We start from the raw sequence: 26,227 nt of genomic DNA on the forward strand, positions 1-26,227 counted from the left end.
CATTCAAACAATAAAAAAACCTTTCTGCTTTAGAGAAGCAGAAAGGTTTTTATGCGTATATAACAACATTATCCCTCTCTCTCATCTCTCAAAGCATTTGCTTTGCAGGAATTGGCACCATTTCAACATAAGTTGACGGTTGCCGGGCTTCACAGGGCACAGTCCCTCCACCTCTCTTGATAAGAGAAATCAGATTCAATTTTCGTCTGATTTGAAATTTATGAAATTGTCTATATTTTATGACTTGAATTGTATCAATATACACTCACCATGTCAACAGAAATTTTCGCAAAAAATGAAACTTCAGAATTTTAAGCACCTACTGACATCGGTTTACATATATGAAACATCGATTCCACTAATAACATCGTTCGGTACGTTCCCGAATATTGTACACGTCCATCATTCATTAGCATTTGCAATCGTACATTTCCATTCACCAATTGTTCTATATCCTTTTCATCTAAGCAAATGATTTGTTCCGTTCCTCTTTCTTCATGTACCAGCTCTATATAATCTCTTGAAATTTGTAACGAACAACTTTCATCTCCAAAACGAAAATTAACAGTTTTTTCTTCTTGTCTTAAAAGCGGTTCTAAATGATATTGAGCATTAGCGTAATTTACAAATGATTGAAGCAAAGAATATAATCTCACCCTAAATCACATCCTTCATATCACTTTCTATTACATACCATTCCCTCTCACTAAAGAGCAATCCTGTTATTTTCGCTCGACAAATACTGTATCCACCCTGCATCTCGACATATTTCCCAAGAAATATGTCGAGGCGGCAAAAATTTTGCCGCCTACTTTAATTCCGTATATAAATATTCAACCGAATGAAATGCGTATATCTTCTTCATCAGTGTCCCATTTTCAAAAACAAGTAAACAAGGTACACTTTCAATCCCATACTCTTTCGCTAAATGCGGAGCATAATTTAAATCTAACATCCCAATTTTGAGGCCTTCAATTGTCATCTCAACGACTGTTAACATCTTTTTTGCTAATTGGCATGTTCCACACATTGGAGTATATACATATAATACTGTTTTTTCTTCGTTCTCTATTAGGGCTGTAGCTTCGGCTCCTGTCCAATCAATCACTTCTATCATTCCTTACCGTAAATATTCTGTATAAACGTCAATGTCGGCTCCCCATAATACATTTGCTAAGTGTGTAGATGGCGCAGTTGCCACTTCTCGGTACGAGCGATCAATATAGATATGCTCGGCTTGCGGGAATTCTTTTCGAAATTGTTTCCTTAACTTTTCTCCAGCATCATCAGCATCCACTAGCACATACACTTCCTTATCAAAAAACTGATCAACGAGCTCATCCATTTTCGACAAACCAATTGTACCATTTGTACAAACAATTTCCACCGGTTCACGAATAATAGATTCAATCTTTCTTCTATCTGATGTACCTTCTACAATAATGACTTTTTCTACATAAATCATATGTCATCACCCGATCACCATATACTATATAACCTTGAACTTAGTATATAGTATATTCGTTATTTTCATGTTGTTTCCTGTTTATTTTTGCAAAAGAAAAGCGCAAGCGGCTCGTTTAGATTGTGAGGGGGATGGAGCTTCTGACGTAAAGGCGCTTTTGGCCTTGCAGGAAGAAGCGAAGCCACCGAACAATCTAGCCGCTGGAGCTAGACAATGAAAAGCGCAAGCGGCTCGTTTAGATTGTGAAGACTTATGAAACCTTACCACAAAACAGTTTTTCTCATAATAGCTTATTTATTTACATATAACTTGAATTTCATTATTTCACAAAAAATAAAAAAGGACAGCACAAAGGCTGTCCTTTAGTCGACTATAATTAGTCTTGGTTTGTCATTTCTGCATATTTTTCTGCAGTTAATAACTTCTCAACTTGGCTTGCATCAGAAAGTTCAACTTTAACCATCCATGCACCCTCGTATGGAGATTCGTTAACAAGTTCTGGTTGGTCACTTAATTCTTCGTTTACTGCTACAACTTTACCGCTTACAGGTGCGTATAACTCAGAAACTGTTTTAACAGATTCTACGCTTCCGAATGGCTCGTTAGCTTCGATTGTTGCACCTACTTCAGGAAGTTCAACGAATACGATATCGCCTAGCTCACCTTGTGCAAAGTGAGTGATACCGATAACAACTTCATTACCTTCAGTTTTTACCCATTCGTGTTCTTCAGAGTAACGTAAATTATTTGGAATGCTCATGACTGTACCTCCAGTGAATGTATTAATTATGTAAAAATACCTTATTGGTACTTTTTCCACACACTTTCAAACTGCTCTTCGTTAAAACCAAGTGTTACATTCGTTCCATCTGTTACAATTGGACGTTTAATCAACATGCCATCAGATGCTAAAAGCTCATACATTTCGTCTTCGCTTGCATCTTTCAACTTATCTTTTAGACCAAGTTCACGGTAACGCATTCCACTTGTATTAAAGAATTTTTTTAATGGTAATTCACTTTTTTCATGTAAATTACGTAAATCTTCTTTTGATGGTGGATTTTCAACAATATGAATCATCTCATATGCTACATCGTTTGCCTCAAACCATTTCTTTGCCTTTTGACATGTGCCACACTTTGGATATGAATAAAATGTTACTGTCATAAATTCACCTACTTTTTTACTAACCTTTACCTTTATCATATAGAAAACGTTTTATTATTTCAAACCATTATTCGCTAAACTTTTACTTATTTCGTGATAATTTTTAATAATCCTGCGAATTTTTCTTATTTTTCCGCCATTTGTTAAGAAAAAAATAAATATATAAATTTTTTAGATTCTGCACCAAACATATATCTTAAACAAGCGTTTGATTAATTCTCCATTTTCTTTCTTAACCTTTGAACTACAGGAGTTTCTTTCTACCGAACATACAGCTTAAACAAACGTTTGATTAATTCTCTATTTTTCTTTGTTAACCCTTGAGTTACATCGGTTTCTTCCTACCGAACATACAGCTTAAACAAACGTTTGTTTAAAAAAATAAGAAGCCTCTTTTGCAGGCTCCTTCATTATCTATTTAAATAATCTGCAATTGTTTGAAATACGACGATATACATATTATGAATACTTTCTTCTGTATTTCCACCATTCGATAAACCAACTGCCCATTGTTGTCCTTCACCACTTCCGATATTCGCAAACCCTTGCGTATACATAGCATTTACATCTTTTCGGGCACTGTTATACTCTATCCCTTTTGTAATAAAAATCGAATATGATTTATCTTGTAAACCGATAAAAAACACTGGTTTCTTTAGTGATGAAAATACATTTTTATATTGCTCTGTTGAGGCTTCTTGAAAGTGATCTTTCATTATTAGAAAACCATCTACTTCCTTAGATTTCTTTTCCAGTTCCTCTAACTTCATTTCCTCAAACTTTATATTCCTAAACGTATCTTTCGGTTTTTCTCCAACAACTCCAATTACGAGTGCTCTTCCGTTATATTCTAATTTCTCTCCTTCTTTATCCTTTGCACACCCAGCACCGACTAGGCATATCAATATAAAAAATAAGAAATACGATAAACGCTTCATTTAGCACCCTCCCCTTCTTTTTAGTCAAGTGACAAAAACGTAAGGTTAATTCAAGAAAATGTAAGTAAAATCGATAGCCCAATTCACGTTTCTATATTATAATCAATTGAATTTACTTACATTACTAAACATAGGAGATCAACATGAAGAAATTTAAACTTTCATCTTTTCTTCCGTTAAGTTATATACTTCTACTCGTGCTCGTAAGTCCCCTTTACGACGTATTAAATAAATCGACTGTTCACGCAGTAGACGTTACAACTGTAGTGGATGATTGGATTCCATTTGTAAAAGCATTTATTATTCCTTATTTACTTTGGTTTCCATACTTATACGGCGCACTTATTTATTACTGTTTTGCTGACCGAAAGCAATATTATGTTACTTTAAGTAGTGTTATTTTTGGAAAGCTTGCTTGTTTTTCTATTTATTATTTTTGGCAAACAACGGTACCACGTCCGACTGTCGTTGGAACAGATGTATTTTCTGAACTAGTTCGCTATATTTATAGTATCGACCAGCCAGTAAACTGTTTCCCTAGCATTCACGTTCTTACTACATTTGTAATTATGTTAGCTGCCTTTAAGCGTAGAGAACAGCATGTTTTTGAATATTACATCCTTACTTTCTTCGGTACACTTATTATTTTATCAACGCTATTTACGAAGCAGCATGCCTTTGTAGATGCCGTTTCTGGAATGACGCTTGCAAGCATACTTTACTTCGGCGTTCAGCTCTTATTGGCCAAAGAACCAATAAGAGTTCCAGTAAAACAAAATCATAGAATGTAGCATGACAAAAAAGCAGACTGTGGCTTCAGTCTGCTTTTATCTATTATTAAGGAGATTTTCAATTTAAGATTGCGGTACAGTCATATCACCAGAATGAATACGACCTGCTTTTTTAAGAGCAATGTAAAGTATATAAGAAACAGCTACTGGAATGACGATATAAGTAATTACCATCGCCGGGATAACTTCCCATCCTTGGCTGGAAATTAAATTAATTGGTGCGATAAGAGAACTTAATCCAAGACCTGCAATTTCCTTTCCTGCTTCCAGTTGGAAAATTAATGCTGATACTGGACCGACTATAGCACTGGCGACGACAGTTGGGACGAGAATCATTGGATTTTTAGTGATATTTGGCAATTGTACTTTCGGAGTACAAAGTGCTTGAGCTAATATGCCACCTAAATTGTTTTCTTTCGCTGAGATGACAGAGAATCCGATAAACTGAGCAACGCATCCGGCAAGAGCAGCACCACCTGCAACACCGTCTAAGCTAAGTGCAATTGCTAACGCAGCTGATGAAGCTGGAGAGATAAGTAATAGTCCCCAAACTACTGCAATGACGATAGAAGCGATGAATGGGCTACCAGCTGAGCTATCTTTAATAAACGCTCCAACTGCATTTAAAACAGGAGTAATATTATGAGATAACCAAATGCCTACTAAACCAGAACCTAATATGGCCGCAAATGGAACGAGCATCATATCTAACGCAGTTTTTCCACTTAAACGTTTACCAATATATACAGCTAAAGTTGCTGTTAATAATGCACCGATTGGCTCACCTGTTTTAATAATTAGACCAGCTTCAGTAATTGAAATGGATCCGGCACCAATCGCTCCGGCTACCATCGCCGAGAAGATTACAAGACCGTTTGCACTGAGCATAAAAGCAATGCCGGCACCAATTGCCGGTGCCATTAGTGATTTTGCAACAACTCCGATTGTAATAAGTAATGGTATATCAACAATTCTTCCTATATTTTCGATCAGTAAACCAATTCCGAGGGATACGAAAATACCTTGTGCGATTCCAGCAGATGCTTTAAATACACGAGACATTATATATTCCTTCATTTGTTTCACCTTCTCCTATAAGTTAGTAACCAATTGTTTTCATATAATCACGTAAAATATCGTTTGATTTTGCGAATCGAGATTCTTCATCCTCTGTTAAATTGAGTTCTACAACTTCTCTTATACCGTCTCTAGTAATAATAGCTGGTACTCCTGTACAAATATCATATTCACCGTACTCACCATCTAAAATGGCTGAAACAGCAATGACACGGTGATCATCATTAAAGATTGAACTCGCAATATATGCTAGAGAATTTCCAATCCCGTAATAAGTAGTTCCTTTACGTTTATAAATTTCCCAGCCAGCTTTTGCAGTCTTCTCAACAATTTCATCTAAATCTATTTCACCAAATCGTTCTTTTTGTTCTTCTAAAATTTGCAGAATTGGCTTTCCACCAACAGTTACATGAGACCAAGCAACCATTTGAGAATCACCATGTTCTCCTAATGAATACCCATGAATACTACGAGGATCTACATGTAGCATTTCAGATAAAATTGTTCTTAAGCGAGAAGAATCTAGTGATGTACCAGTACCGATTACGCGATTTCTAGGTAATCCAGATAATTTCCACACTTGATATGTAATAATATCAACTGGGTTCGATGCAAGTAAGAAAATACCATCAAATCCACTTGCCATTACACCACCAACAACACTTTCCATAATCTTCGCACTCGCTCCTAAAGTATCTAAGCGACTTTGTCCAGGTTTTGGTGCTGGCCCTGCTGTAATAATAACAATGTCCATATCTTTGCAGTCTTCATAGCTTCCTGCATATACTTTTGTTCTTGTATTTGTAAAGTTAATGCAATGTGATAAATCCATTGCTTCCCCAACTGCACGTTCATGATTTATATCAATTAATAATAGCTCTTCGCAAATACCTTGATTCACAATAGAATACGCACAACTTGATCCAACTAATCCAGTACCGATAATTGCAATTTTTCTTGTATGTCTTTTCATAGCAATCTCTCCTAATTGATCATATAATCTATTTCTTTTGTTCTTTACAATCCTAATTATAGAGGTTCCCACGATAGAAACCATGGATACTTTGTGAAATATTGAACAAAATTTTTGTCCTTTTTGTGAATTGTTATATTCCATTTTCGTCATATTTGTTACAACTGGAAAAATATTTATTATGTATTTATTGACATATACAAAAAGAAAACGAGCGAATAAATTCGCTCGTCTTCTTTTTCCTGTTATTCCGCACTTAATTGACTTTTTAATTGCTGTACAATCATCGGATTAGCAGGTGCTGCCGGTTTGTAATAACTCTTTTGCTTTGCGTACTCATACATATTACGTTGGCGCGACTCGTCTTGATTACGAATTTGAATTAACGTTTGATGTAACTGTTCATTATCAGACTGAGCAATATAATTTGCATAGCTTGTTAAACTTGCATTTAATCCTGCTAAATAATCATTTACCATATCTTTTTCATTCATTTTCCGCTTCCTCCTATCCTAGGAAAGTCATTAATTGCTGTTTCGTATTTCGTGCATCTTGCGCATCTTTTTGTAGCATTTGTTTCAGTTGTGGATCCGTACACGTCTGTGCATACTGCTCCAACTTGTTAATAATTGTTGCATGTCCACCAATTAAATGACGTAAGTTTTCTACTTCAAGCTCTGTTAAGTTTTGCATATAACATACCCGCCTTTCTTTGTTCATTCATCATTAGTATTTGGTTCTTTTTGGATTGTATTCATCAACTTTTCCCACATATAAAAAAAATAAAAGATGAATAGCTAAGCCATTCATCTTTTATACTGGTTATGTATTTATTTTTATAGAGATACAATCATACTTATACTCACAAGTAAGTTCCATACAATATGTAAAATGATGCTAGGTACAATAGATTGTGTTTTCTTATATAACATAGCAAATACAATCCCCATAATCATTGCCGTAACCGGAAAACCACCATGAAGAATCCCAAAGATAAAGGAAGAAATAATGATACCAACTAGAAAACTATATTTCTTTTCAAAAAATCGATACAAAATACCTCTATATAAAATTTCTTCTTTAATTGGTGTAATTATAGCAACACTTAACACATATATAATACTTTGTAGACTATTTTGAAGTCCTAAGCTCCCTAATTGATCTCGCTGCTGCCCTGCACTTTCAAAGCTAAACAACTCTAACATTACATACTGAGTTAATGCAATGATGATAAAACCTATTAATAAATACAAGTAGGTTTTCCCATTTTTTAAAACAGATACATCCCATATGTTCTTAATAAAATGAAGCACTGGTTTATAAGCAAATAAAACAATAGTAACAACAGCTGCATCAAATAGAAGTAAATAATATCCCTCTAAATTAGCACGTAATACCTCTTCTCCAAAAATTCCAAGGGCTAAAGCAAGGAATAATCCCCCTAAGAGTGAGAACCCTAGAATGCTTGCAATCGTTACAACTAGATTTTTATATGTTATGTTATCTACTTCTCTTTCTGCATTATACGCGTCTAATACTGTTTTTCTCATACTATTCCTCCATTTGTTTTCATTACCTTAACGAAAATCATTTAATACAAATATATAGATAATATAACGATTTTTTCAAAAAGAATAATATGCAATTTTACATATTATGAAAACTTTATATTTTATAGTTTTAGGAATAGAATTGCTATGCAATAATTATTATATGAAATTTTAAAAAATACTTCCTATCCACTATAACCCTCGCATCATATAAAACTTATTAGTTAAAGGAGCAATGAACATGAAAACACATGACTTCCTTACAGAAATCCAGAAGGGCTCTGAGCCTAGTCCATATCAAGATCCTATTGCTTTTATTTTCGTTTGCCTTTCCGTAGTCATATACACATTTTTCAAACCAGTAAAATAATATCATGTAATGAGAAAAAGCCTACCGCTCTTTTCGAATTATATGCACTAAAAAACCTTAGAATCACTTCTAAGGTTTTTGTTTGCCTCGCTTCTTATTCACGTAACCCTTTAATAAACGTTTCCAACAATACATGTAAACTTATATCTAAATCTAACGGCAAACCAAATCCGCCCTGTTGTTCAATCGAAGCAAATCCATGACAAATACTTCTGAATCCGCGTGTCGCATGAAGTGCATTCTCTCCTTCTAAGCCATACTGTTGTAAAACCTGAAGACAAAGCTTTACAATTCCGTCACCTGCTTTTCTTACTTCTTCATCTCGTAAAAAAGTTGCTTCATATAGTCCAGGATGTTTTCGGACAAATGCTACATATGCTTCTCCTAATGCATGAATTGCTTCATCCATACGTTTATCCTCGGCTGCTTCTTCCAGTTTGTTATGCAGCTGTTTTATTCCGTAAATACCAAGATTTTTTCGTACATCTTGTAACCCTTTTACATGATTATATAGTGAGGGCGAACGTATCCCTAATCTTTGCGCTAATGAAGCTAACGTTACTTCTTGTATTCCATTTGTATCTGCAATTTCTGCAGCTGTTTCTACAATTTTCTGTAATGTAAGTCCGATTCTCGGTGACATAAATTAACCCTCTTTCTTACTTTCTATATTCCGCTTCGCTTCCTTAATAGCAAGCTCTATGACAGCCCCTGGATCCTTTATCATTTTTCCGTGCCCTGCTGCAAGCAAGGAAGGCTCATATTCGCTTAGCTTCTGTGCACTTTGTAATGATATTTCTTTGCTCCACGTTGCCATCGCCGGAAACGGAAACCAAAATTTTATTTGTCCCGAAACAGCCATACCTCCTCTTGTTTGGAATGCATCCCCAACAATAAGAGCTTTATTTCTTACATCAAGAAACGACATGGAGCCCGGCGTATGTCCCGGTGTCATAATCGCAAGAAGCGATCCAACTCGGTCGCCATCTTCCAATAAAACATCAGGTACCGTTTTTAATTTTTTAGGTACACCGCCTTTTATCGGTATATTCGGTTCATCCTTTTGTAACGTCGTATCTCCTTCTAACAGCTTTGCGTCCCGCTTAGAAATATAGACTGGAACATGAGGAAGTACTTCCTTTAATGCGTCTAATGCACCAATGTGATCATCATGCGCATGTGTTAATACAATTTTAGTAATTGGTTTTCCTATTTTCTCAGCCGCCTGTAAAATACCTTTTGCGCTATATGGCAAAGCCGCATCAATTAAAGTTAAACCATCTTCTTCCTCTACAAAGTAACAATTTACAGGAAACGCTCTTGGCAAAAATGACAATTGATATAACGTTTTTTCATGTATCATCCTCATAGTCCCATCTCCCTTTTCACGAAAACTAATACCATTAGTTTTATGTCACTAAAAATTTCTTTTTTTCAAAAAAAGAACAGTAGCCGTATAAACGACTACTGTTCTTTAAAGATATTAAACTGTGTAACGCTCATCTTCTAAAATTTTCGCAGCGATTTCACGTTTCTTCGGAATTACGTTAAGTGGTGTGTGGCGAGTTAATTTACGTAATGATGATAACATCATGCGCAGCATGTCGCCGTTTTCAACTGCGATAAGTGTTTCTTTCGCATCTGCTTCGATTTCGTTAAATGCTTCTTGGCAGAATACTTCAGTGTATAACACTTTTTGTTTATTCTTTTCAAGACCAGTTGTTTTGATTGCTTTTTCTGTACGAAGAACAGCTGATTCCATTGCGTATAGATTGCTTATGATGTCAGCGATATTTACCAGAATTTCTTGCTCTTTATCTAATGCTTTACCGTATTTTTGAGCCGCTAATCCAGCTACCATTAAGCCGATTTTCTTCGCATTAGTTACTAAATACTTTTGAAGTGCTAATGGCTCATCGCCTACTTCTTCTGGCATCATCATCATTAACTCTTCTTGTAATTTTTGTGCTTTTTGAAGAAGTGGTAATTCACCTTTCATCGCTTTACGTAAGAACGTACCTGGTACGATTAGGCGGTTAATTTCGTTCGTTCCTTCGAAAATACGGTTAATACGAGAATCACGGTACATTCTTTCAATCTCGTACTCTGCCATAAATCCGTAACCACCGTGAATTTGAACACCTTCATCTACTGTATAGTCTAATACTTCAGAACCGAATACTTTGTTTAAAGAGCACTCGATTGCATATTCAGCGATAGAAGCTGCTACTGCTTTACCGTCTTTTACTTCTTCTTCAGATAATGTGCTCATGCGGCTTTCGAATAAACCTACTGTACGATATACAGAGCTTTCAGCTGCATATGTTTTTGCTGCCATATTCGCAAGTTTCTCTTGAATTAATGGGAAGCGAGCGATTGGTTGTTTGAACTGTTGACGTTGGTTTGCATATTGTGCTGAAATTTCTACTGCACGTTTCGCAGATCCAACTGTACCAACACCTAATTTATAACGACCGATATTTAAAATGTTGAATGCGATAATATGACCTTTACCGATTTCACCAAGTAAGTTTTCTTTCGGTACTAACGCATCTTCTAAAATTAACGTACGAGTTGAAGAACATTTAATACCCATTTTCTTTTCTTCTGGGCTTGTAGATACGCCAGCGTAGTCTTTCTCTACGATAAATGCTGAGAAGTGCTCTCCATCGATTTTTGCATATACAACGAATACGTCAGCGAATGCAGAGTTTGTAATCCACTGTTTTTCACCATTTAATACGTAATGTGTACCTTCTGCATTTAAACGTGCAGTTGTTTTTGCACCTAATGCGTCAGATCCTGAACCTGGCTCTGTTAATGCGTATGCAGCTAATTTTTCACCAGTTGCAAGTAATGGTAAATACTTTTTCTTTTGCTCTTCGTTACCGAATAATACGATTGGTAAAGATCCGATACCTACGTGAGCACCGTGAGTAATTGCAAAGCCACCAGCGCGAGAGAATTTCTCTGCGATTAACGCTGAGCTTACTTTATCAAGACCAATTCCGCCGTACTCTTCTGGTACGTCAGCGCCTAATAAACCAAGTTCCCCAGCTTCTTTTAAAAGACGAACTGAACGATCAAACTCATGTTGCTCTAAATATTCAAGCTCTGGAAGAACTTCATTTACAATAAAGTCCTCTGTCGTTTTTGCAATCATTTTATGCTCAGATGAAAAATCTTCTGGCGTAAACACTTGATCAATCGTAATCTCATCTACTAAAAAGCTACCGCCTTTAACCGCATTTCCTACTGTTTTTTCCATGAAAATTTCCTCCTTCATATTTTCATGAGCCGCTTCTCTCTTTTTGAAAGAAGCTGGCTCTCCCTTTTTTTTATAAACCTTTGTTGCTTCCATTCTTTGCTTTAGCGTCGTCTCGTTCTGAGCGAACCGCTTCCACTTTTTTATAATCCAGTTCCAGTGGCTAGAACAGTCGGTCGTTTCACCCCTTCCTGTGAGGCAAAAAGCGCCTCTTCGTCAGGGCTTCCAACGCCCTCCTGTTCTAAACGAGCCACCTGCACTTTTTATCTAATCCAGTTCCAGCGGCTAGAATGTTCGGTGGCTTCGCTTCTTCCTGCGAGGCAAAGAACGCCTCTACGTCTGAAGCTCCATCCCCCTCTCATTCTGAGCGAGCCGCTTCCACTTTTTTTAAAGTAATTCAAATACTCCCGCTGCTCCCATTCCGCCGCCGATACACATTGTTACGATACCGAATTGTTCGTTGCGGCGTTTCATTTCGTGAATAAGAGATAGTGTTAGTTTTGCTCCTGTACAGCCAAGTGGATGTCCAAGTGCGATTGCACCACCGTTTACGTTTACTTTTTCTTCATCTAAACCAAGTTCACGAATAACTTGAATTGATTGAGAAGCGAATGCTTCATTTAGTTCAAATAAGCCAATATCAGATAGCTCTAAGCCAGCTAGTTTTAACGCTTTTGGAATTGCAGCGATTGGGCCGATTCCCATTACTTCTGGTGGTACGCCAGCTACTGCAAATGAACGGAATTTCGCAAGTGGCTTCATGCCATCGCTCACTGCTTTTTCGCGATCCATTAATAGTACAGATGCTGCACCGTCACTCATTTGTGAAGAGTTACCAGCTGTTACAGAACCGCGAACGTTAAATGCTGGACGTAATTTACCTAAAATGTCTAGCGTTGTTTCTGCTCTTACACCTTCGTCTTGTGCGAAAGTGATTGTTTCTTCTTGCAGTTTGTTATTTGATCCAACAGTACGTAACGTTACATCTACAGATACTGTTTCATCAGCAAAGTTTCCTGCAGCTAATGCTTTCGCAGCACGTTGATGACTTCTTACTGCAAATGCATCTTGCTCTTCACGAGAAATTCCATATTTCACAGCAACTTGCTCTGCTGTATGTCCCATACCCATATAATATTCTGGAGCCGCTTCTACAAGGCGACTATTCGGACGAACAACGTGTCCCATCATTGGAACTAAACTCATTGATTCTGCTCCGCCTGATAATACAGCTTCAGAGTGACCAAGCATAATACGCTCTGCTCCGTAAGCGATACTTTGTAAACCTGAAGAACAGTAACGGTTAATCGTAATAGCTGGAACATCGTAAGAAAGTCCTGCTAATCCGCCGATATTACGAGCCATATTTAAACCTTGCTCTGCTTCTGGCATCGCACAACCGAAAATTAAATCATCGATTGGTCCTTCATAATTCGCACGCTTTAACGTTTCCTTTACTACTAACGCCCCTAGATCGTCAGGACGAACTGTTTTTAATGAACCCCTCTTTGCCTTTCCAATTGGTGTTCTTGCTCCCGCAACAATGACAGCTTCTCTCATGAACGATATCTCCCCTCGTTATTAGTTACGTAATGGCTTTCCTTTTACAAGCATGTGCTGCATTCTTGCTTGTGATTTCATCTCACTTACTAAGCTAATAAATGCTTCACGTTCTACATCTAATAAATATTGCTCATCAACTTCTGTTCCGTACGGTACTTTTCCGCCTGCAATGACATATGCAAGTTTCTTCGCAATGTGAAGGTCATACTCTGAAATGTAACCAGATAAATGCATTGCTTCTGCACTAAGTGCAAGAGTTGCATATCCTGTTTCCCCAACAACTGGTATCTTTTTGCGGATTGGCGCTTTGTAACCAGCTTCATATAAAGCAAGTGCTTTCTGTTTCGCATCGTATAGTAAGTGATCACCATTCACACTAATACCATCTTTATCACCTAAGAAGTTATGAGAAACTGCTTCTTGTCCTGAAGTTGAAACTTTCGCCATTGCAACTGTTTCGAACACTTTATTTGCAACTTTTTGCAGATCAAACTCTACACCGTTTGCCATTTTGTTTAAGTGTTTAATGTATAGCTCTTTATTACCGCCTCCGCCAGGGATTAAGCCAACACCAACTTCTACTAAGCCCATATACGTTTCACTAGAAGCTTGAATGCTCGCTGCTGGTAAGCAAACTTCTGTACCTCCGCCAAGCGTCATACCATATGGTGCTGCTACAACTGGCTTAGAAGAGTACTTAATTTTCGTCATTGCATCTTGGAAGTTTTTTACAACCCACTCAATTTCAAAGTAGTTGTCGTCTTGTGCTTCCATTAAGATCATTGCTAGGTTCGCACCAACGCAGAAGTTCTTCGATTGGTTACCGATAACAAGACCTTTATAATTCTTTTCTACTTCATCAACAGCGTAGTTAATCATTTGCGTAATATCCATACCGATTGCATTGCTCTTCGAATGGAACTCTAAGCAAAGGATGCCGTCGCCTAAATCAATTAAGCTCGCTCCGCTATTTTTCTTTAATACACCATTTTTCGCTTTTAATTGCTTAAGAGAAATTGCTTTTTTATTACGCTCAATTAGCTTATATTCGCCATTATCGTAATAGTAGCTATCGCCGTTATCATGTTTATAGAAAGTAGTGAAACCTTTCTCTAACATTTCTTTCACCCAAGTAGGAACAACTACGCCGTTTTCTTCCATCTTTTGAACAGATTTTTCAACGCCGATTGCATCCCACACTTCAAATGGTCCTTGCTCCCAGCCGAAGCCCCACTTCATCGCTTGATCAATTGCAACGATATCGTCAGCAATTTCTTTATGAAGTTTTGCAGAGTATAAAAGAGTTGGTGTAATGATGTTCCATAATAACTCTCCTGCACGGTCTTTCGCGTATACAAGCGCTTTCAATTTATTCGCTAATCCTTTTTCTTGTTTACTTAACTCTACGGATGCAGCTTTTAATTTTTTACGCGCTTCGTATTCCATCGTTTCAGGATTTAATTCTAAAATTTCTTTTCCTTGTTTTAAGAAGAAGCCTTGACCCGTTTTACTTCCAAGCCATTTTTTCTCAAGCATGTCATGCATGAAAGCTGGTACTTTAAATACATCACGCTCTTCTTCTTGCACATTTTCATATACGTTATTTGCAACGTGTACGAATGTATCTAAACCGACAACATCTAATGTGCGGAACGTTGCGCTCTTCGGACGACCAATAAGTGGGCCTGTTACAGAATCAACTTCCCCAATGCTATAGCCGCGTTTTACCATCTCTTGAAGAGTAACAAGTAAACCGTACGTACCGATGCGGTTTCCAATAAAGTTTGGTGTATCTTTTGCGATAACAACGCCTTTTCCAAGAACGTCTTCGCCAAATAGTTTCATGAAGCTTAATACTTGTGGATCTGTTTCTTTCGTCGGTATTACCTCTAGAAGTTTTAAATATCGTGGTGGGTTAAAAAAGTGTGTGCCTAAGAAGTGTTTCTGGAAGTCGTCTGAACGACCTTCTGCCATTTTTTCAACTGAAATACCTGACGTATTCGAGCTTACGATAGAACCCGGTTTACGAACCGCATCTACTTTTTCAAATAGTTTCTTTTTAATATCTAAGTTTTCAACTACTACTTCAATAATCCAATCTACATCAGCTAGACGCTCAAGGTCATCTTCTAAGTTACCTGCTTCAATCAGTGCTAAATTTCCTTTCACTGTCAGAGGAGCTGGTTTTTGCTTTAATAGTTTTTGCACAGCCGTATTACTAAAACGATTTCTCACACTTTTATGTTCTAATGTAAGTCCCTTCGCTTCTTCTTCTTTCGTAAGCGCAGGTGGTACAATATCAAGCAATAATGTCGGAATACCAATATTAGCTAAGTGTGCCGCAATTCCCGAACCCATTACGCCTGAACCTAGAACAGCAGCCTTTTTAATTTGGAACATCCAATTCTCCCCCTATTCTTGAATGAATGCTCATTCAATTTTTCGACATAAGTCGCAATCAATGAGTGAGCCTCTACTAATAAATATATGATACTGTTTAAATTTTCGCAATATATTTATTGATAAAATTTTCTGAAATAAATATTTTTCTTTTATTTGCCCATGCTATATATGTATTTTCTTCACTAAAATACACTTTCCCTTTTTATAATCTGACGAAACTGGAGGAATATATATGGCAAAACTTAAGAAGAACCCTTCAAAGGCTGGAATTAGTGCAGCTAGTGTAACTGGAAACGCAGGTCCGCATAACCACGGCGTGGAAAAAGGACGTCAAGGTAATAACCAACAATATAAAAAGCATAATATGGGCGAAAAATAACGCTATATTTTTGGGCAGAGAACGTGGCATAATGATTAATGGCTGCTTTTTCTGCCCAATTTATTTGTAACAAATGAGGGAATTATAATGAAACGAACAATAGTTATGATTGTAATGATTGCCACACTATTTACAGGGATGATTTTCTTCTCTTATGCACAAAGGCAACAAGCTGTAAGAGCTGATCAACCTAATATTACTGGGCAATATGGAGTTACAATCGATGCAGACACAGGTGAAGTTTTGTATGGAAAACGCGAAGACGAACGCTCTTATCCGGCTAGTATAGCCAAAATGATGACAACCCTTCTTTTACTAGAGAATGTAAAAGAGGATGAAGAAATTACAGTTACAGAAAACGCAATTAAAACAGAAAGTCAAAGTAAGAAAATTAAACTTCGTGCTGGAGAAAAATTAAAGCGTGATGAGGCATTAAAACTTATGCTTATCATTAGTGCAGATCCAATAGCTGAATCAATTGCAGAACATATTGCAGGATCAAAAAATGAATTTGTAAAAATGATGAATGCTAGAGCGAAGGAACTCGGTACAAAGCATGCGACTTTCAAGAACGCAAGTGGTGCTGATGCACTTGGAAATAAAGTATCGCCATATGACATTGCTATTATTACGAAAGAAGCATTAAAGTATCCAGTTGTTTTAGAATATATGAATTCAACACGTACAACTCTACATACTTCAGAACGCTCTCCAAACATCGCAAACTACGGACGAGAAGAACTATATGACGATCCATATGCGATTGGAAGTAAAAGCGGTCTATCAGCACTCGGAAAATATACAGTCGTAACAGTGGATGAAAAAGACGGTAAACGCGTCATTAACGTCGTATTATCTTCTACTCGCGCGCAACTATATCCTGATACGAAAAAAATGGCACATTACGCATTTCAGCAATTAAAATAACCAAGGAGTATTTTCTCCTTGGTTATTTTTTAACCATACCTTTTAATACGAACGCAACGTTTGCTGGACGCTCTGCTAGACGACGCATGAAATATCCATACCAGTCGTTTCCATAAGGTACGTAAACACGCATTTTGTAGCCTTCTTTTACTAGCTCAAGTTGACGCTCATTACGAATACCATATAACATTTGGAATTCAAATTGATCCCTTGGAATATTATGTTCTTCAGCAAGTTTTTTTGTATATTCAATAATCGCTTCGTCATGTGAAGCAATTGCAGTATAATTTCCATTTAATAAGTGCATTTTAATAATCTTTTTATAATTGTCATCTACATCTTTCTTGTCCGGGAACGCCACTTCTTCAGGTTCTTTATAAGCTCCTTTTACAAGACGTAAATTAGGTTTATAAGCATTTAAATCCTCAATATCTTTTTCTGTACGATATAGGTAAGCTTGAATAACAGTACCAATATTATCGTACTCAGATTTTAACTGTTTAAAGATATCAATTGTCTTTCCGCAGCGTGTATAATCTTCCATATCAATTGTAACGAACACACCATTTTCTTTTGCAGCTTCTAAAATACGGCGCATATTGTTCATTACGATTTCATCAGAGATATCTAATCCCATAGAAGTCATCTTTAAAGAAAGCTGCGAATCAAGACCTTCTCTTCCAATTGCACGGATCGCTTCAATCGATTGGTTAGCCATTTCATTTGCTTCCGCTTCATTATCAACGAATTCACCTAAATAATCGATTGTTACACAAAGACCTTGCTTATTTAATTGTTGAATGGCAGCTGTCGCTAATTCAATCGTCTCCCCTGCGACGAAGCGACCTGCACCAAAGCGTAAACCGTACTTTTTAGCCAGTTTTGTTAGCGCTTTATTTTTAGATAAGAAAAGAAACGAATTTCGCATTAATTGTTCCATGTAATTCACCCCTATGACTGTAATTTATCTGTTTTTTACCCCTCTTCAAAATTATATCATTGTTTAAAATTATTGGATACAAATAATTATTTAGATAATTTATAAAATACTATAAAAACATTTAAAAACCTATATTTCTGCTTATAAATATACCTGAAATATTTTTCGACATTTAGAAAAATGGAGTTTAATAGGCATAAAATAGGCATGTCGAAAATATTCGACATGCCTATAAAATCCTTTATATTCTATGTAAATTATATAAGGATATTAATACAGAAAACTTGCGATTATATTTACCTCAAGTTTTTTTATTGCTCATTTCGCTTCTCTTCATTCAGCCTTTTAATATCTGTAATTAACTGTACCATCTCTTCTTTCGCATCTGGATAAGTTTCATTCCAATGCTTTACTAAAGCTGGCATCGTCTTAGCTATGTAAGAATACAGTGCCCACTTCTGTACCTGTTCTTTTCTCTCTTCATTGCTCTCTCCAAGTAATAATTCCGTGTATTTCTCTAACAACCCGTCAAATTGTTCATTAAACTTTTCACTCATCTTATTTACCTCCTATATGAAAAAAGCAGCGAAGATCGCTGCTTTTTCTTATAATTTTGATCGAACAGAGTTTAATTTTTTCTCCATTGTGCTTACTTTATCACGACGATCATCAATACGAATAGTTGTTGCAACACGCTGTGCACCTTTCGTATATGGAACTTCATGCATTTGTTGAATTACTTCTAGAATGACAGGAAGATCTCCTTCAATAATTGTATTCATCGGTGTTAATTGATACTTCACGCGATCTGCATTTTTCTCTAGCACCTTTTGTACTTCTGCTACATATTCACTAACACTTGGATTACCTGTTCCTACTGGAATAATCGATACATCAACAATTGCCATAGTAGTCTTCCTCCTATAATCGTTTCTTATATATCCATTGTCTATTTTACCGAAATCCTCATCATTTTACTAATATGTTACTCTTCCACTTTAAACTGCTCGACTAATCTTTCTAAATCTCTCATATGTTCTGTCAAACTTTCCATCGTGTGAGCTACCTTTTCTAAATGATTCACCTGTGATTCCGTTGCAGCATGTACCTCTTCAGAAACAGCTGCACTTTCTTGACTCGTACCAGCAATTGTATGCATTACCGCTGTAATTTCCCCTTGCTCATAACCTATGTTATGTACCTCTTCTACAATTTTTTCAACTGAAGTACTAATCGTATTTACAACTGACATAATTGTACGGAACTCCATTTCCGCCTCTGTCGTCACTTTATTTTGCACATCTGCAATGTCTTTCAATTTACTTACAACTTCTACAACCCTTTTTACTTCTAATTGTACATCACCAATCATCATTGTGATTTCTCCGGTTGCCTCTTTTGATTGTTCCGCTAATTTCCGAACCTCTTCAGCAACAACCGCAAATCCCTTACCTTGCTCACCTGCACGGGCAGCTTCAATCGATGCATTTAAAGCAAGTAAATTTGTTTGATCCGAAATACCTTTTATAAGCTCAACAACATTTTGAATCGATCCAACTCTTTGTTCTAACTTATCCGATGCTTCTTCTGTATGAACAACAATCGAAGATGATTGTCCCCTCGTACGGATTAAATTCCTCATTGTATTTAATCCTTGCTTAGATGCCTCTTCCGCTTTGCCAGCCACTCCTTTTATTTCACCAACGGAGCTATTCATTTGTTCTACTGACTCCGCCATATTCTCGAGCTGAGCTGAAACTTCATCCACACTATTCGCAAGAGTAGAAGCTCCTCCGCTCACATCATCCATCGCTCCTGAAACTTCTCTACTAGCCGCTACTGTTTCGTTCGTTAAATAATGTAAACTATTCGTTGATTGTTGCACCGTTGATACGCTGTTTTTAATTTTACTTACCATTTCATTCATTTGTTCAACCATATCATTAAAGTGCTTAGTCAACTCTCCAACTTCATCTTTACTTGTCACTTTCATTCGCAGCGTTAAATCGCCTTCTGCTACTTTTTGCACGTGATTCTTTAATAGTTGCAGTGGTCTTGCTAATCTTCTTGAGAACAAGTAGGAAGCTACGATTCCAACTAATAAACTAATACATGCCATTATAATAACTGTATTTCTCGTACTATTTAATAGCCCATCGATCGTTTCTTTCGGATAAAAGATTCCTATCGTCCATTTCATCGTGTCAAATGATTGACTATAAACAACTACATCTTCACCTTTTATTGTAGTGACCGCATATTTTGTTACCTCTTTATTTAAGCTCTGTATAAGTGGCTCTTTAGAAACATCTTTCCCTATCTTTTCTGGATAAACAAGAGCCATATTTTTATCATTTATAATAAACATTTCTCCGTCATTATTGTATTGAATATTGTGAAGCAACTTCTGAATCGTACCAAGCGATACATCCATCGCAACAACGCCTAATACAGATCCATCTTGAGCTGTAATTGCTTTAGAAACACCTACACTTAACTTTCCTGTTGCAATTTCATAAGAAGGTTGTCCCCAATGGACCTTTTTTACATCAGCCTCTGAATCTTTATACCATGGTCTTGTCGTTGGGTCATATCCTTCTGGCACTTGCCCACCTTCAGCAAGATTGGCACTTAATGTTTTTTTATCTTTCGTACCAATATATAAATCTAAAATACCAGGATGATTCTTTTTATACTCCGCAAACTCTTTCGTTAAAAACGCTTCCTCTTCTGGAGTAACCCCACCTTGAAGTATATTACGAATCATCTCACTGTTCGCGTAATACCCCATATCTTCATCCGTTCTTTGAACAAATGTCGTAAGTTGCTCTGTCACAAGATCCATCGCATTTTGAGAATACTCGTCTAAGGAACGCACTTCCTTTTCTTTCTGTAATTGATACACAGCTGTACCCAATATTACGAACATCATAGAAATAAGTACTGAAAACACTACCGCAATTTTTAAACGTAAACTTTTTAACATCTTCCCCCCAGCATCCCCTTCGCATTAAATTAAAATCTTATTAATCACTATATTAAGTATAATAGATAAAATTAAAAAATTGAAATTAATTCTCACCTTAATACAATTAGAAAACGGACTACCACTTGTGCAAAAACAAATAGTTCATTATCCTTAAAATATAATCTCATTCGTTCGGAGGGAACTATGTTACAAAAATTCGGTTTCTCACAATATGAAAGCCAGGCTTATGAAGTTGTCGTATCAAGCAATGAACCATTAGATGCTACAACAATTGTGAAGCATTCAGGTGTTCCAAAAGCAAAAATATATGAAGTGCTAGCACGCCTAATCGATAAAGGAATGGTAATGGATTCTGTTTCAGAAAAGAAAAAATTGTATACAGCATTACCACTAAAGCTAGCAATTGAAAAATTAACGACAGAATTCCAATCAAATATTAAAGAACTGGAAACAAATATATCAAAAAAATCATTTACAGATGACCGTGTGTGGAGCTTAAAGATGCAATCTTCTATTCGAGTTCAAAGTAAAGAACTCATTGAAAGTGCAAAAGAATCAATCCGTATTTCCGCTTGGAATGATACTCTTTTAGAATATCTTCCTTTACTAGAACAAAAAGCAAAACAAGGTGTTCAAATTGAGTCCCTTATTGTTGGAGAAGTAAAAACAGACTTAGAAAACATGCATTTTCTAATCCCAGCTGAAGAACCTAATGCATTAGAGCGCTACTTGCTACTCATCGTTGACGATCGTGAAATTTTATTTGCTGGCGTAGAACAAGAGTCATGGCAAGCGATGAAAACAATGTCACAACCTTTCGTAAAGTTCTTTACAGAATTTTTCTATCACGACGTTGCACTTGCAAAGATTACCCAGAAGCACCACGATCTCTTTATGGAAGATGAGGAAATTAAGAGTTTGTTGATGAAATTGAGGTACTAATTAAATAATAAAAAGGAGTCTAGTTTTTCACTTAGACTCCTTTTTATTTTGTTCCTTTATCTCCATCAACAGCTCAATGATTTTCTCATTTTGCTCTACCTGTTTCTCTGAATTTTGATAGATGAAACGAATCCATCTAAAAACAATGATAACTACAAATAACGGCAATACTGTGAATATAAAACCAATAATTGAATAATCCATATACTATCACCTCGCTATATACCCTTTTCTCCATTTACCTACTAAAACCTGCAATTTTTTACAAATAAAAAAAGAACCTATCAAACGATAGATTCTTCTTTCACGAACTGAGTAGAGCGTCCTCTCGTAATTGAGAAAATCGCGCAAAGCAGTGCTAATATAATAAAGCCACCGCCTACCCAAGCATTATATATAACAGATGATTTTTCAATAACAACTCCGCCTACTGTTGAACCGAGTGCAATTCCTAAATGAAGCGCAGAGTTATTTAAACCTTGCTGAATACCAGCTGATTCCGGTGCAATTTCAATTAAATAATTTTGCTGTGCTGGTGAAATCGCCCAGCTCAGCATACTCCAAAGTCCCATCATAATGATGAAGAGCGGGAATGAGAATGTCATTATTGGCAGTATGAAGATTGCACATGCAAATACGATAATAATCGAGATAATACTTTTCTTCGATCCCCATTTATCAGCAAGCCAGCCACCGAATCCGCCGCCGATTACTGCTGCGATTCCGAAAATAAAGTAAAACACACTAATCCAGTTTGCTTCAACATGCATGACATCTTTTAAAAACGGTGTTAAATATGCATACAATGTTAAATGCCCCGTTAAAAACAAAAATGATGTTAACTGTGCACTTACAATTTTTTTATCTTTTAAAGTAGCAAGTTGTTCTTTTATTGATAATACCGATGTCGGTGGTACTTTCGTTAAGAACAATGAAATACAAGCTATTGCCATAACTGTTAATACAGAAATTAATACAAATGGTGCACGCCATCCGTATGCATTTCCGAGTACAAGACCGAGCGGTACTCCAAGTACGAGTGATCCACTAATTCCCATAAAAATGATTCCAATTGCACGCGCACGAAAATGCGGTTCTACTACACTAGAAGCAAGTGTTACCGATAGTGCAATAATTAATGAACCACTCGCCGCACAAATAACCCTTGAGAACATTAGCATTCCGTAATTCACACTAAATGCCGAAATAATATTTCCGATTAAGAAAATCGATAATGCTCCAACATACAATGTTTTTCTTTCAAACTTCCCTGTCACAGCTAATAAAACTGGACCTGACAAAGCAAATACTACCGAAAATATTGTTATAAGCTGACCAGCTGCGCTAATAGATACTCCTAAATCATTGGCAACTAAATCGAGCGTTCCTCCTATAATTAACTCAACCGTTCCGACTACGAAAGCCGCGATAGCTAAAATATAAACACGAAAATTCAAGTCTTTCCCCACGCTTTCTATTTTGGTTACTACGACTATAGTAACCAAAATAGAAAGTGGACGCAAGTATAATTTTTTTACAGTAAAAAAGGTAGGCGTATTATACGCCTACCCTTCCATCATTCTGTTTCTTTCTTCTTATTTAAATACCAATACACCGGAAGTCCCGTAAAGACAATTCCAATTGATAAGAAACAACTTACCGGATCATTGATAATTGCACTACCAATTACAAAGAGCGAACCTAAAATCGCTACGATTGGTACGATTGGGAATAACGGCACACTATATGCACGCTCTTTATTCTTATTACGTTTTCTTAAAATGAAGACACCAATAAACGTCATTACATAGAAAATATAAATAATGAATACGGAAATCTCAGATAGCTTATTTGGATCACTAATAATCATTAAAATAATTCCTAAAATGATTTCAACAGTAATCGCATTTGCTGGTGTTTTAAATCTCGGACTTTCCTTTGCAATAAACTTAGAAAATGGAAGTTGTCCACGCTCTGCCATAGACATTGGGATACGTGGGAACGTTAAAATCTTTCCATTTAAACAGCCGAAAATGGAAACGATAATACCGATACTAATAATTTTTCCGCCATATTCTCCAAGTAACATGCCCGCAGCTGTCGCTGTTGCATTTTCTCCAAGGTCTACAATTTTCGCTGCTGGTAATACATTTAATAACGCCAAGTTAATTAATACGTAAGCAGCCGTTACGATTAAAATCCCTACTGTCATTGCTTTCGGTAATAACTTTGTTGGATTCTTCATTTCTCCACCAATCGAAGCAAGTAAAATCCAGCCGTCATAAGCAAATAACGTTGCTAAAATTGCCATACCGATACTTTGATTTTCCGATATTGGCACAACTACGTTAAAGATATCGCTATTCCCTTTCCAGAAACCTAGCACAACAATTAACACAATCGGAATCATCTTCCCAATTGTCGTGATTGTTTGAACGATACCTCCGTATTTTGTTCCCATACTATTTACAACGCCAAGGAACACAACCGTTCCAATTGCGATTGGTAAATTCCACACTTTATCTAAATAGAAAAAATTAATCATTAAAGAACTAAAGTATAAACCTAATGTTCCGATAATAGCAGGTCCATAAACAATTGTTTGCATCCAACCTGATAAATATCCCCAAAACCTTCCGTAAATCTCCTCTAAATACGTATACAACCCACCATTTTTCGGGATTTGCGCTCCAATTTCAGCTACTGTTAAACCACTTGCTAGCGTCAACAGACCACCAATTACCCAAGCAAGAATGGCCATATTAGAACTCCCCGAGTAATCTAATACGCTCCCTGGTTTCATAAACACACCAGATCCAATAATCGTTCCTACTACGATAGAAAGTGCTACTGTTAAACCAATTTTGTTCTTCTCATCATGATGCATGCTGCGTATCCTCCTTCCAATCCTAGTGTGATGCAAAAATGAAATAAAAAAACACTCCTCCCTAAAAAAGGGACGAGTGTTGTATTCGTGGTTCCACCCTTGTTTCAATTCGTAAAGTAACACACTTCACCAATTTCTCAAGTCTAAATAACGGTTTTTGCCGGCAAGCAATTACTAGATGCTCGTTCACTGCTGCAGTTCAGAGGTGGTAATCCATTTTTCCGTATTAGGAAGCTCACAGCCAAAGGCTTCCCTCTCTGAAAATCGTAAAAAATTGATCGTGTCCTCATCATCACTTCTTGATGTCGAATTTTGTAGTTATTGTTCATTATATTGAATTGTTAGAAAAAATCAATATGTTTTTTATATAACATAGGAAATATTTCTCTTCTTATATTATAACAGAAGATACAAAACTTCCCTATTTCCCTAAAAATGGTATAATCCGTTTAGGAGGTGCACCAATAATGATTGCTGTCTTTTGTATCATTGCTACGTTTCTCTCTATTCTATTCGCTATCATGCATCGGCACAAGTATCCTGGTTATAGCATTTTAGCGGTAGCTATTATACCAGCTGTTTCCTTCTACGTATTGGGTAAATATCAATATACGGAAGTGTTTATCGGTTTTGCAATCTTCTACTGCATCTTCGGATACATACTAACAATGAAAAGAATTTTATTGAATCATTAAAAGGGACCGATTTCTGCTGACAGAAATCGGTCCTCGCACGTACCTTCCGGTTGCCCACACGAAAGATACATAAATCAATTATTTATCTTCTTTTTTCATAAAAAACTTATGGTGCGGTAAATCAACATTCAATGCCTCTAATTGTTTCTTTTCGTTGTCTAAAATCGCTTTTGCTTTTGTTTTTGCTGCTTCATCTAATCCAGCAAAGATGTCTTCATGCTTCTCTTTCTCTGGAAGTTTCACACCTAATTTTGTTAATTCTTCTTTTGCTTGCTCATGCGTTAATTTTCCGGATTTCTTTTGCTCTAAAATTGACTTCGCTTTCTCTTTTGTCTGTTCATCTAAGTTAGCAAACATATCTCCATGCTTACCTTTCTCCGGCATTTTCACGCCTAGCTTTGTTAATTCCTCTTTTGCTTGTTCTCGTGTTAATTTCCCGGACTTTTCTTGCTCTAAAATGGATTTCGCTTTTTCTTTCGCCTGTTCATCTAATCCCGCAAACATTTCTTTGTGCTTACCCTTTTCCGGGAACTTCACGCCTAATTTTGTTAATTCTTCTTTTGCTTGTTCTCGTGTTAATTTACCAGACTTCTCTTGCTCTAAAATTGACTTCGCTTTTTCTTTCGCCTGTTCATCTAATCCTGCAAACATGTCTTTACGCTTCTCTTTCTCTGGAAGCTTTACACCTAGTTCCTCTAACTGTTTCTTTGTATCATCCATAATTGTTTTTACTTTTTGTTTTGTAGCGTCATCCAAATCCTTTTTCGCCGTTTTTGCAGGCTGATCCACTGCTGGAGTATTCGTTGCCGCGAATGCCGGAATGCCGACCCCTCCAATAATTCCGAATGATACCGCACCTGCAATCGCTAAATACCCAACTGTTTTCTTCTTCATAGGAAATTTCCT

Annotated in this window: 29 protein-coding genes, 1 riboswitch and 1 other annotated feature; of the genes, 5 read left to right on the forward strand and 24 right to left on the reverse strand. The window is 36.6% G+C overall.

What is annotated here, in order from left to right; genetic code table 11:
• Nucleotides 1-78: 78 nt before the first annotated feature.
• Nucleotides 79-186: riboswitch (SAM riboswitch) on the reverse strand.
• Nucleotides 187-311: 125 nt separating this feature from the next.
• The 6 genes from DN404_RS16190 to DN404_RS16220 all read right to left on the reverse strand — a co-directional run bounded on the left by DN404_RS16190 (nt 312) and on the right by DN404_RS16220 (nt 3,570).
• Complete coding sequence (locus DN404_RS16190; RefSeq protein WP_001242136.1) at nt 312-656, reverse strand: hypothetical protein; 345 nt, start codon at nt 654-656, stop codon at nt 312-314.
• A 152-nt stretch (nt 657-808) separates the two neighbouring features.
• Nucleotides 809-1,117: a thioredoxin family protein gene (locus tag DN404_RS16195; protein ID WP_002025020.1), complete on the reverse strand. Its 309-nt coding sequence runs from the start codon at nt 1,115-1,117 to the stop codon at nt 809-811.
• Nucleotides 1,118-1,120: 3 nt separating this feature from the next.
• Nucleotides 1,121-1,465: a toprim domain-containing protein gene (locus DN404_RS16200; protein ID WP_000640870.1), complete on the reverse strand. Its 345-nt coding sequence runs from the start codon at nt 1,463-1,465 to the stop codon at nt 1,121-1,123.
• Nucleotides 1,466-1,841: 376 nt separating this feature from the next.
• On the reverse strand, nt 1,842-2,225 hold the full coding sequence (gcvH, locus tag DN404_RS16210; protein WP_000026897.1) for a glycine cleavage system protein GcvH: 384 nt from the start codon (nt 2,223-2,225) through the stop codon (nt 1,842-1,844).
• Nucleotides 2,226-2,266: 41 nt separating this feature from the next.
• Nucleotides 2,267-2,632 carry an arsenate reductase family protein gene (locus DN404_RS16215; protein ID WP_000218968.1) on the reverse strand — a complete coding sequence of 122 codons (366 nt, stop codon included), beginning with the start codon at nt 2,630-2,632 and terminating at the stop codon, nt 2,267-2,269.
• Nucleotides 2,633-3,042: 410 nt separating this feature from the next.
• The gene (locus DN404_RS16220; protein WP_000826874.1) at nt 3,043-3,570 is read right to left on the reverse strand and encodes a hypothetical protein; all 528 of its coding nucleotides are present in this window, start codon (nt 3,568-3,570) and stop codon (nt 3,043-3,045) included.
• A gap of 143 nt (nt 3,571-3,713) precedes the next feature.
• On the opposite strand from DN404_RS16220, the gene DN404_RS16225 reads away from it, so the two are divergent.
• Complete coding sequence (locus tag DN404_RS16225) at nt 3,714-4,361, forward strand: phosphatase PAP2 family protein (RefSeq protein WP_000713775.1); 648 nt, start codon at nt 3,714-3,716, stop codon at nt 4,359-4,361.
• Nucleotides 4,362-4,424: 63 nt separating this feature from the next.
• Here the strand turns inward: DN404_RS16225 and DN404_RS16230 are convergent, their stop codons facing one another.
• The 10 genes from DN404_RS16230 to DN404_RS16275 all read right to left on the reverse strand — a co-directional run bounded on the left by DN404_RS16230 (nt 4,425) and on the right by DN404_RS16275 (nt 15,559).
• Complete coding sequence (locus tag DN404_RS16230; protein ID WP_149215223.1) at nt 4,425-5,438, reverse strand: PTS sugar transporter subunit IIC; 1,014 nt, start codon at nt 5,436-5,438, stop codon at nt 4,425-4,427.
• Between the two features lie 22 nt (nt 5,439-5,460).
• A complete protein-coding gene (locus tag DN404_RS16235) occupies nt 5,461-6,411 on the reverse strand; it encodes an L-lactate dehydrogenase (protein ID WP_000820649.1) in 951 nt (316 codons plus the stop codon).
• Between the two features lie 245 nt (nt 6,412-6,656).
• A complete protein-coding gene (locus tag DN404_RS16240) occupies nt 6,657-6,905 on the reverse strand; it encodes a spore coat protein (protein ID WP_149215225.1) in 249 nt (82 codons plus the stop codon).
• Nucleotides 6,906-6,918: 13 nt separating this feature from the next.
• Entirely contained in the window at nt 6,919-7,104 is a 186-nt protein-coding gene (locus DN404_RS16245) for a hypothetical protein (protein ID WP_001180555.1), read from the reverse strand.
• Between the two features lie 143 nt (nt 7,105-7,247).
• Nucleotides 7,248-7,961: a CPBP family intramembrane glutamic endopeptidase gene (locus DN404_RS16250; protein WP_149215226.1), complete on the reverse strand. Its 714-nt coding sequence runs from the start codon at nt 7,959-7,961 to the stop codon at nt 7,248-7,250.
• Nucleotides 7,962-8,425: 464 nt separating this feature from the next.
• A complete protein-coding gene (locus DN404_RS16255; RefSeq protein WP_000074937.1) occupies nt 8,426-8,974 on the reverse strand; it encodes a TetR/AcrR family transcriptional regulator in 549 nt (182 codons plus the stop codon).
• 3 nt (nt 8,975-8,977) lie between these two features.
• A complete protein-coding gene (locus DN404_RS16260; RefSeq protein WP_001242322.1) occupies nt 8,978-9,700 on the reverse strand; it encodes an MBL fold metallo-hydrolase in 723 nt (240 codons plus the stop codon).
• Between the two features lie 114 nt (nt 9,701-9,814).
• Nucleotides 9,815-11,599 (reverse strand): acyl-CoA dehydrogenase family protein, encoded by a 1,785-nt coding sequence (locus tag DN404_RS16265; RefSeq protein ID WP_149215227.1) that lies wholly within the window; start codon nt 11,597-11,599, stop codon nt 9,815-9,817.
• Between the two features lie 384 nt (nt 11,600-11,983).
• Nucleotides 11,984-13,156 (reverse strand): acetyl-CoA C-acetyltransferase, encoded by a 1,173-nt coding sequence (locus tag DN404_RS16270; RefSeq protein WP_001206345.1) that lies wholly within the window; start codon nt 13,154-13,156, stop codon nt 11,984-11,986.
• 21 nt (nt 13,157-13,177) lie between these two features.
• Nucleotides 13,178-15,559: a 3-hydroxyacyl-CoA dehydrogenase/enoyl-CoA hydratase family protein gene (locus tag DN404_RS16275; protein WP_149215228.1), complete on the reverse strand. Its 2,382-nt coding sequence runs from the start codon at nt 15,557-15,559 to the stop codon at nt 13,178-13,180.
• Between the two features lie 235 nt (nt 15,560-15,794).
• Between DN404_RS16275 and DN404_RS16280 the strand changes: the two genes are divergently transcribed.
• On the forward strand, nt 15,795-15,941 hold the full coding sequence (locus tag DN404_RS16280) for a YuzL family protein (RefSeq protein ID WP_001096344.1): 147 nt from the start codon (nt 15,795-15,797) through the stop codon (nt 15,939-15,941).
• 87 nt (nt 15,942-16,028) lie between these two features.
• Nucleotides 16,029-16,868 carry a D-alanyl-D-alanine carboxypeptidase family protein gene (locus DN404_RS16285; protein ID WP_000831462.1) on the forward strand — a complete coding sequence of 280 codons (840 nt, stop codon included), beginning with the start codon at nt 16,029-16,031 and terminating at the stop codon, nt 16,866-16,868.
• 22 nt (nt 16,869-16,890) lie between these two features.
• Here the strand turns inward: DN404_RS16285 and DN404_RS16290 are convergent, their stop codons facing one another.
• From DN404_RS16290 to DN404_RS16305, 4 genes are all read right to left on the reverse strand, one after another.
• On the reverse strand, nt 16,891-17,808 hold the full coding sequence (locus DN404_RS16290) for a proline dehydrogenase family protein (protein WP_000436783.1): 918 nt from the start codon (nt 17,806-17,808) through the stop codon (nt 16,891-16,893).
• A gap of 311 nt (nt 17,809-18,119) precedes the next feature.
• Nucleotides 18,120-18,365 (reverse strand): YusU family protein, encoded by a 246-nt coding sequence (locus DN404_RS16295; RefSeq protein WP_001290594.1) that lies wholly within the window; start codon nt 18,363-18,365, stop codon nt 18,120-18,122.
• 48 nt (nt 18,366-18,413) lie between these two features.
• On the reverse strand, nt 18,414-18,716 hold the full coding sequence (locus DN404_RS16300) for an MTH1187 family thiamine-binding protein (RefSeq protein WP_001018860.1): 303 nt from the start codon (nt 18,714-18,716) through the stop codon (nt 18,414-18,416).
• 77 nt (nt 18,717-18,793) lie between these two features.
• Nucleotides 18,794-20,794, reverse strand: coding sequence for a methyl-accepting chemotaxis protein (locus DN404_RS16305; protein ID WP_044306506.1), 2,001 nt, complete (start codon nt 20,792-20,794; stop codon nt 18,794-18,796).
• Nucleotides 20,795-20,980: 186 nt separating this feature from the next.
• Here DN404_RS16305 and DN404_RS16310 point away from each other — a divergent pair, with 186 nt between their 5' ends.
• Entirely contained in the window at nt 20,981-21,739 is a 759-nt protein-coding gene (locus DN404_RS16310; RefSeq protein ID WP_149215229.1) for a TrmB family transcriptional regulator, read from the forward strand.
• Nucleotides 21,740-21,766: 27 nt separating this feature from the next.
• Here the strand turns inward: DN404_RS16310 and DN404_RS30575 are convergent, their stop codons facing one another.
• The 3 genes from DN404_RS30575 to DN404_RS16320 all read right to left on the reverse strand — a co-directional run bounded on the left by DN404_RS30575 (nt 21,767) and on the right by DN404_RS16320 (nt 24,626).
• Complete coding sequence (locus tag DN404_RS30575) at nt 21,767-21,943, reverse strand: hypothetical protein (RefSeq protein WP_000386584.1); 177 nt, start codon at nt 21,941-21,943, stop codon at nt 21,767-21,769.
• An 80-nt stretch (nt 21,944-22,023) separates the two neighbouring features.
• A complete protein-coding gene (locus DN404_RS16315; RefSeq protein ID WP_002025014.1) occupies nt 22,024-23,208 on the reverse strand; it encodes an MFS transporter in 1,185 nt (394 codons plus the stop codon).
• Between the two features lie 107 nt (nt 23,209-23,315).
• Entirely contained in the window at nt 23,316-24,626 is a 1,311-nt protein-coding gene (locus tag DN404_RS16320; protein ID WP_149215230.1) for an APC family permease, read from the reverse strand.
• 65 nt (nt 24,627-24,691) lie between these two features.
• Nucleotides 24,692-24,928 (reverse strand) — a binding site (T-box leader).
• A gap of 165 nt (nt 24,929-25,093) precedes the next feature.
• Here DN404_RS16320 and DN404_RS16325 point away from each other — a divergent pair.
• A complete protein-coding gene (locus DN404_RS16325) occupies nt 25,094-25,321 on the forward strand; it encodes a hypothetical protein (RefSeq protein ID WP_000562231.1) in 228 nt (75 codons plus the stop codon).
• A 78-nt stretch (nt 25,322-25,399) separates the two neighbouring features.
• Here the strand turns inward: DN404_RS16325 and DN404_RS16330 are convergent, their stop codons facing one another.
• Nucleotides 25,400-26,215, reverse strand: a complete 816-nt coding sequence (locus tag DN404_RS16330; protein ID WP_149215231.1) for a hypothetical protein — start codon at nt 26,213-26,215, stop codon at nt 25,400-25,402.
• Between the last annotated feature and the right edge of the window lie 12 nt (nt 26,216-26,227).

This window comes from Bacillus sp. TE8-1 (genome assembly GCF_008368855.1).
Taxonomy (GTDB): Bacteria; Bacillota; Bacilli; order Bacillales; family Bacillaceae_G; genus Bacillus_A; species Bacillus_A cereus.

What these genes read in the sequence shown, in the direction of transcription:
- DN404_RS16195 (WP_002025020.1), bottom strand. Translation starts at nt 1,117, where the DNA reads ATGATAGAAGTGATTGATTGGACAGGAGCCGAAGCTACAGCCCTAATA.
- DN404_RS16200 (WP_000640870.1), bottom strand. Translation starts at nt 1,465, where the DNA reads ATGATTTATGTAGAAAAAGTCATTATTGTAGAAGGTACATCAGATAGA.
- gcvH (WP_000026897.1), bottom strand. Translation starts at nt 2,225, where the DNA reads ATGAGCATTCCAAATAATTTACGTTACTCTGAAGAACACGAATGGGTA.
- DN404_RS16215 (WP_000218968.1), bottom strand. Translation starts at nt 2,632, where the DNA reads ATGACAGTAACATTTTATTCATATCCAAAGTGTGGCACATGTCAAAAG.
- DN404_RS16220 (WP_000826874.1), bottom strand. Translation starts at nt 3,570, where the DNA reads ATGAAGCGTTTATCGTATTTCTTATTTTTTATATTGATATGCCTAGTC.
- DN404_RS16225 (WP_000713775.1), top strand. Translation starts at nt 3,714, where the DNA reads ATGAAGAAATTTAAACTTTCATCTTTTCTTCCGTTAAGTTATATACTT.
- DN404_RS16230 (WP_149215223.1), bottom strand. Translation starts at nt 5,438, where the DNA reads ATGAAGGAATATATAATGTCTCGTGTATTTAAAGCATCTGCTGGAATC.
- DN404_RS16235 (WP_000820649.1), bottom strand. Translation starts at nt 6,411, where the DNA reads ATGAAAAGACATACAAGAAAAATTGCAATTATCGGTACTGGATTAGTT.
- DN404_RS16240 (WP_149215225.1), bottom strand. Translation starts at nt 6,905, where the DNA reads ATGAATGAAAAAGATATGGTAAATGATTATTTAGCAGGATTAAATGCA.
- DN404_RS16245 (WP_001180555.1), bottom strand. Translation starts at nt 7,104, where the DNA reads ATGCAAAACTTAACAGAGCTTGAAGTAGAAAACTTACGTCATTTAATT.
- DN404_RS16250 (WP_149215226.1), bottom strand. Translation starts at nt 7,961, where the DNA reads ATGAGAAAAACAGTATTAGACGCGTATAATGCAGAAAGAGAAGTAGAT.
- DN404_RS16255 (WP_000074937.1), bottom strand. Translation starts at nt 8,974, where the DNA reads ATGTCACCGAGAATCGGACTTACATTACAGAAAATTGTAGAAACAGCT.
- DN404_RS16260 (WP_001242322.1), bottom strand. Translation starts at nt 9,700, where the DNA reads ATGAGGATGATACATGAAAAAACGTTATATCAATTGTCATTTTTGCCA.
- DN404_RS16265 (WP_149215227.1), bottom strand. Translation starts at nt 11,599, where the DNA reads ATGGAAAAAACAGTAGGAAATGCGGTTAAAGGCGGTAGCTTTTTAGTA.
- DN404_RS16270 (WP_001206345.1), bottom strand. Translation starts at nt 13,156, where the DNA reads ATGAGAGAAGCTGTCATTGTTGCGGGAGCAAGAACACCAATTGGAAAG.
- DN404_RS16275 (WP_149215228.1), bottom strand. Translation starts at nt 15,559, where the DNA reads ATGTTCCAAATTAAAAAGGCTGCTGTTCTAGGTTCAGGCGTAATGGGT.
- DN404_RS16280 (WP_001096344.1), top strand. Translation starts at nt 15,795, where the DNA reads ATGGCAAAACTTAAGAAGAACCCTTCAAAGGCTGGAATTAGTGCAGCT.
- DN404_RS16285 (WP_000831462.1), top strand. Translation starts at nt 16,029, where the DNA reads ATGAAACGAACAATAGTTATGATTGTAATGATTGCCACACTATTTACA.
- DN404_RS16290 (WP_000436783.1), bottom strand. Translation starts at nt 17,808, where the DNA reads ATGGAACAATTAATGCGAAATTCGTTTCTTTTCTTATCTAAAAATAAA.
- DN404_RS16295 (WP_001290594.1), bottom strand. Translation starts at nt 18,365, where the DNA reads ATGAGTGAAAAGTTTAATGAACAATTTGACGGGTTGTTAGAGAAATAC.
- DN404_RS16300 (WP_001018860.1), bottom strand. Translation starts at nt 18,716, where the DNA reads ATGGCAATTGTTGATGTATCGATTATTCCAGTAGGAACAGGTAATCCA.
- DN404_RS16305 (WP_044306506.1), bottom strand. Translation starts at nt 20,794, where the DNA reads ATGTTAAAAAGTTTACGTTTAAAAATTGCGGTAGTGTTTTCAGTACTT.
- DN404_RS16310 (WP_149215229.1), top strand. Translation starts at nt 20,981, where the DNA reads ATGTTACAAAAATTCGGTTTCTCACAATATGAAAGCCAGGCTTATGAA.
- DN404_RS30575 (WP_000386584.1), bottom strand. Translation starts at nt 21,943, where the DNA reads ATGGATTATTCAATTATTGGTTTTATATTCACAGTATTGCCGTTATTT.
- DN404_RS16320 (WP_149215230.1), bottom strand. Translation starts at nt 24,626, where the DNA reads ATGCATCATGATGAGAAGAACAAAATTGGTTTAACAGTAGCACTTTCT.
- DN404_RS16325 (WP_000562231.1), top strand. Translation starts at nt 25,094, where the DNA reads ATGATTGCTGTCTTTTGTATCATTGCTACGTTTCTCTCTATTCTATTC.
- DN404_RS16330 (WP_149215231.1), bottom strand. Translation starts at nt 26,215, where the DNA reads ATGAAGAAGAAAACAGTTGGGTATTTAGCGATTGCAGGTGCGGTATCA.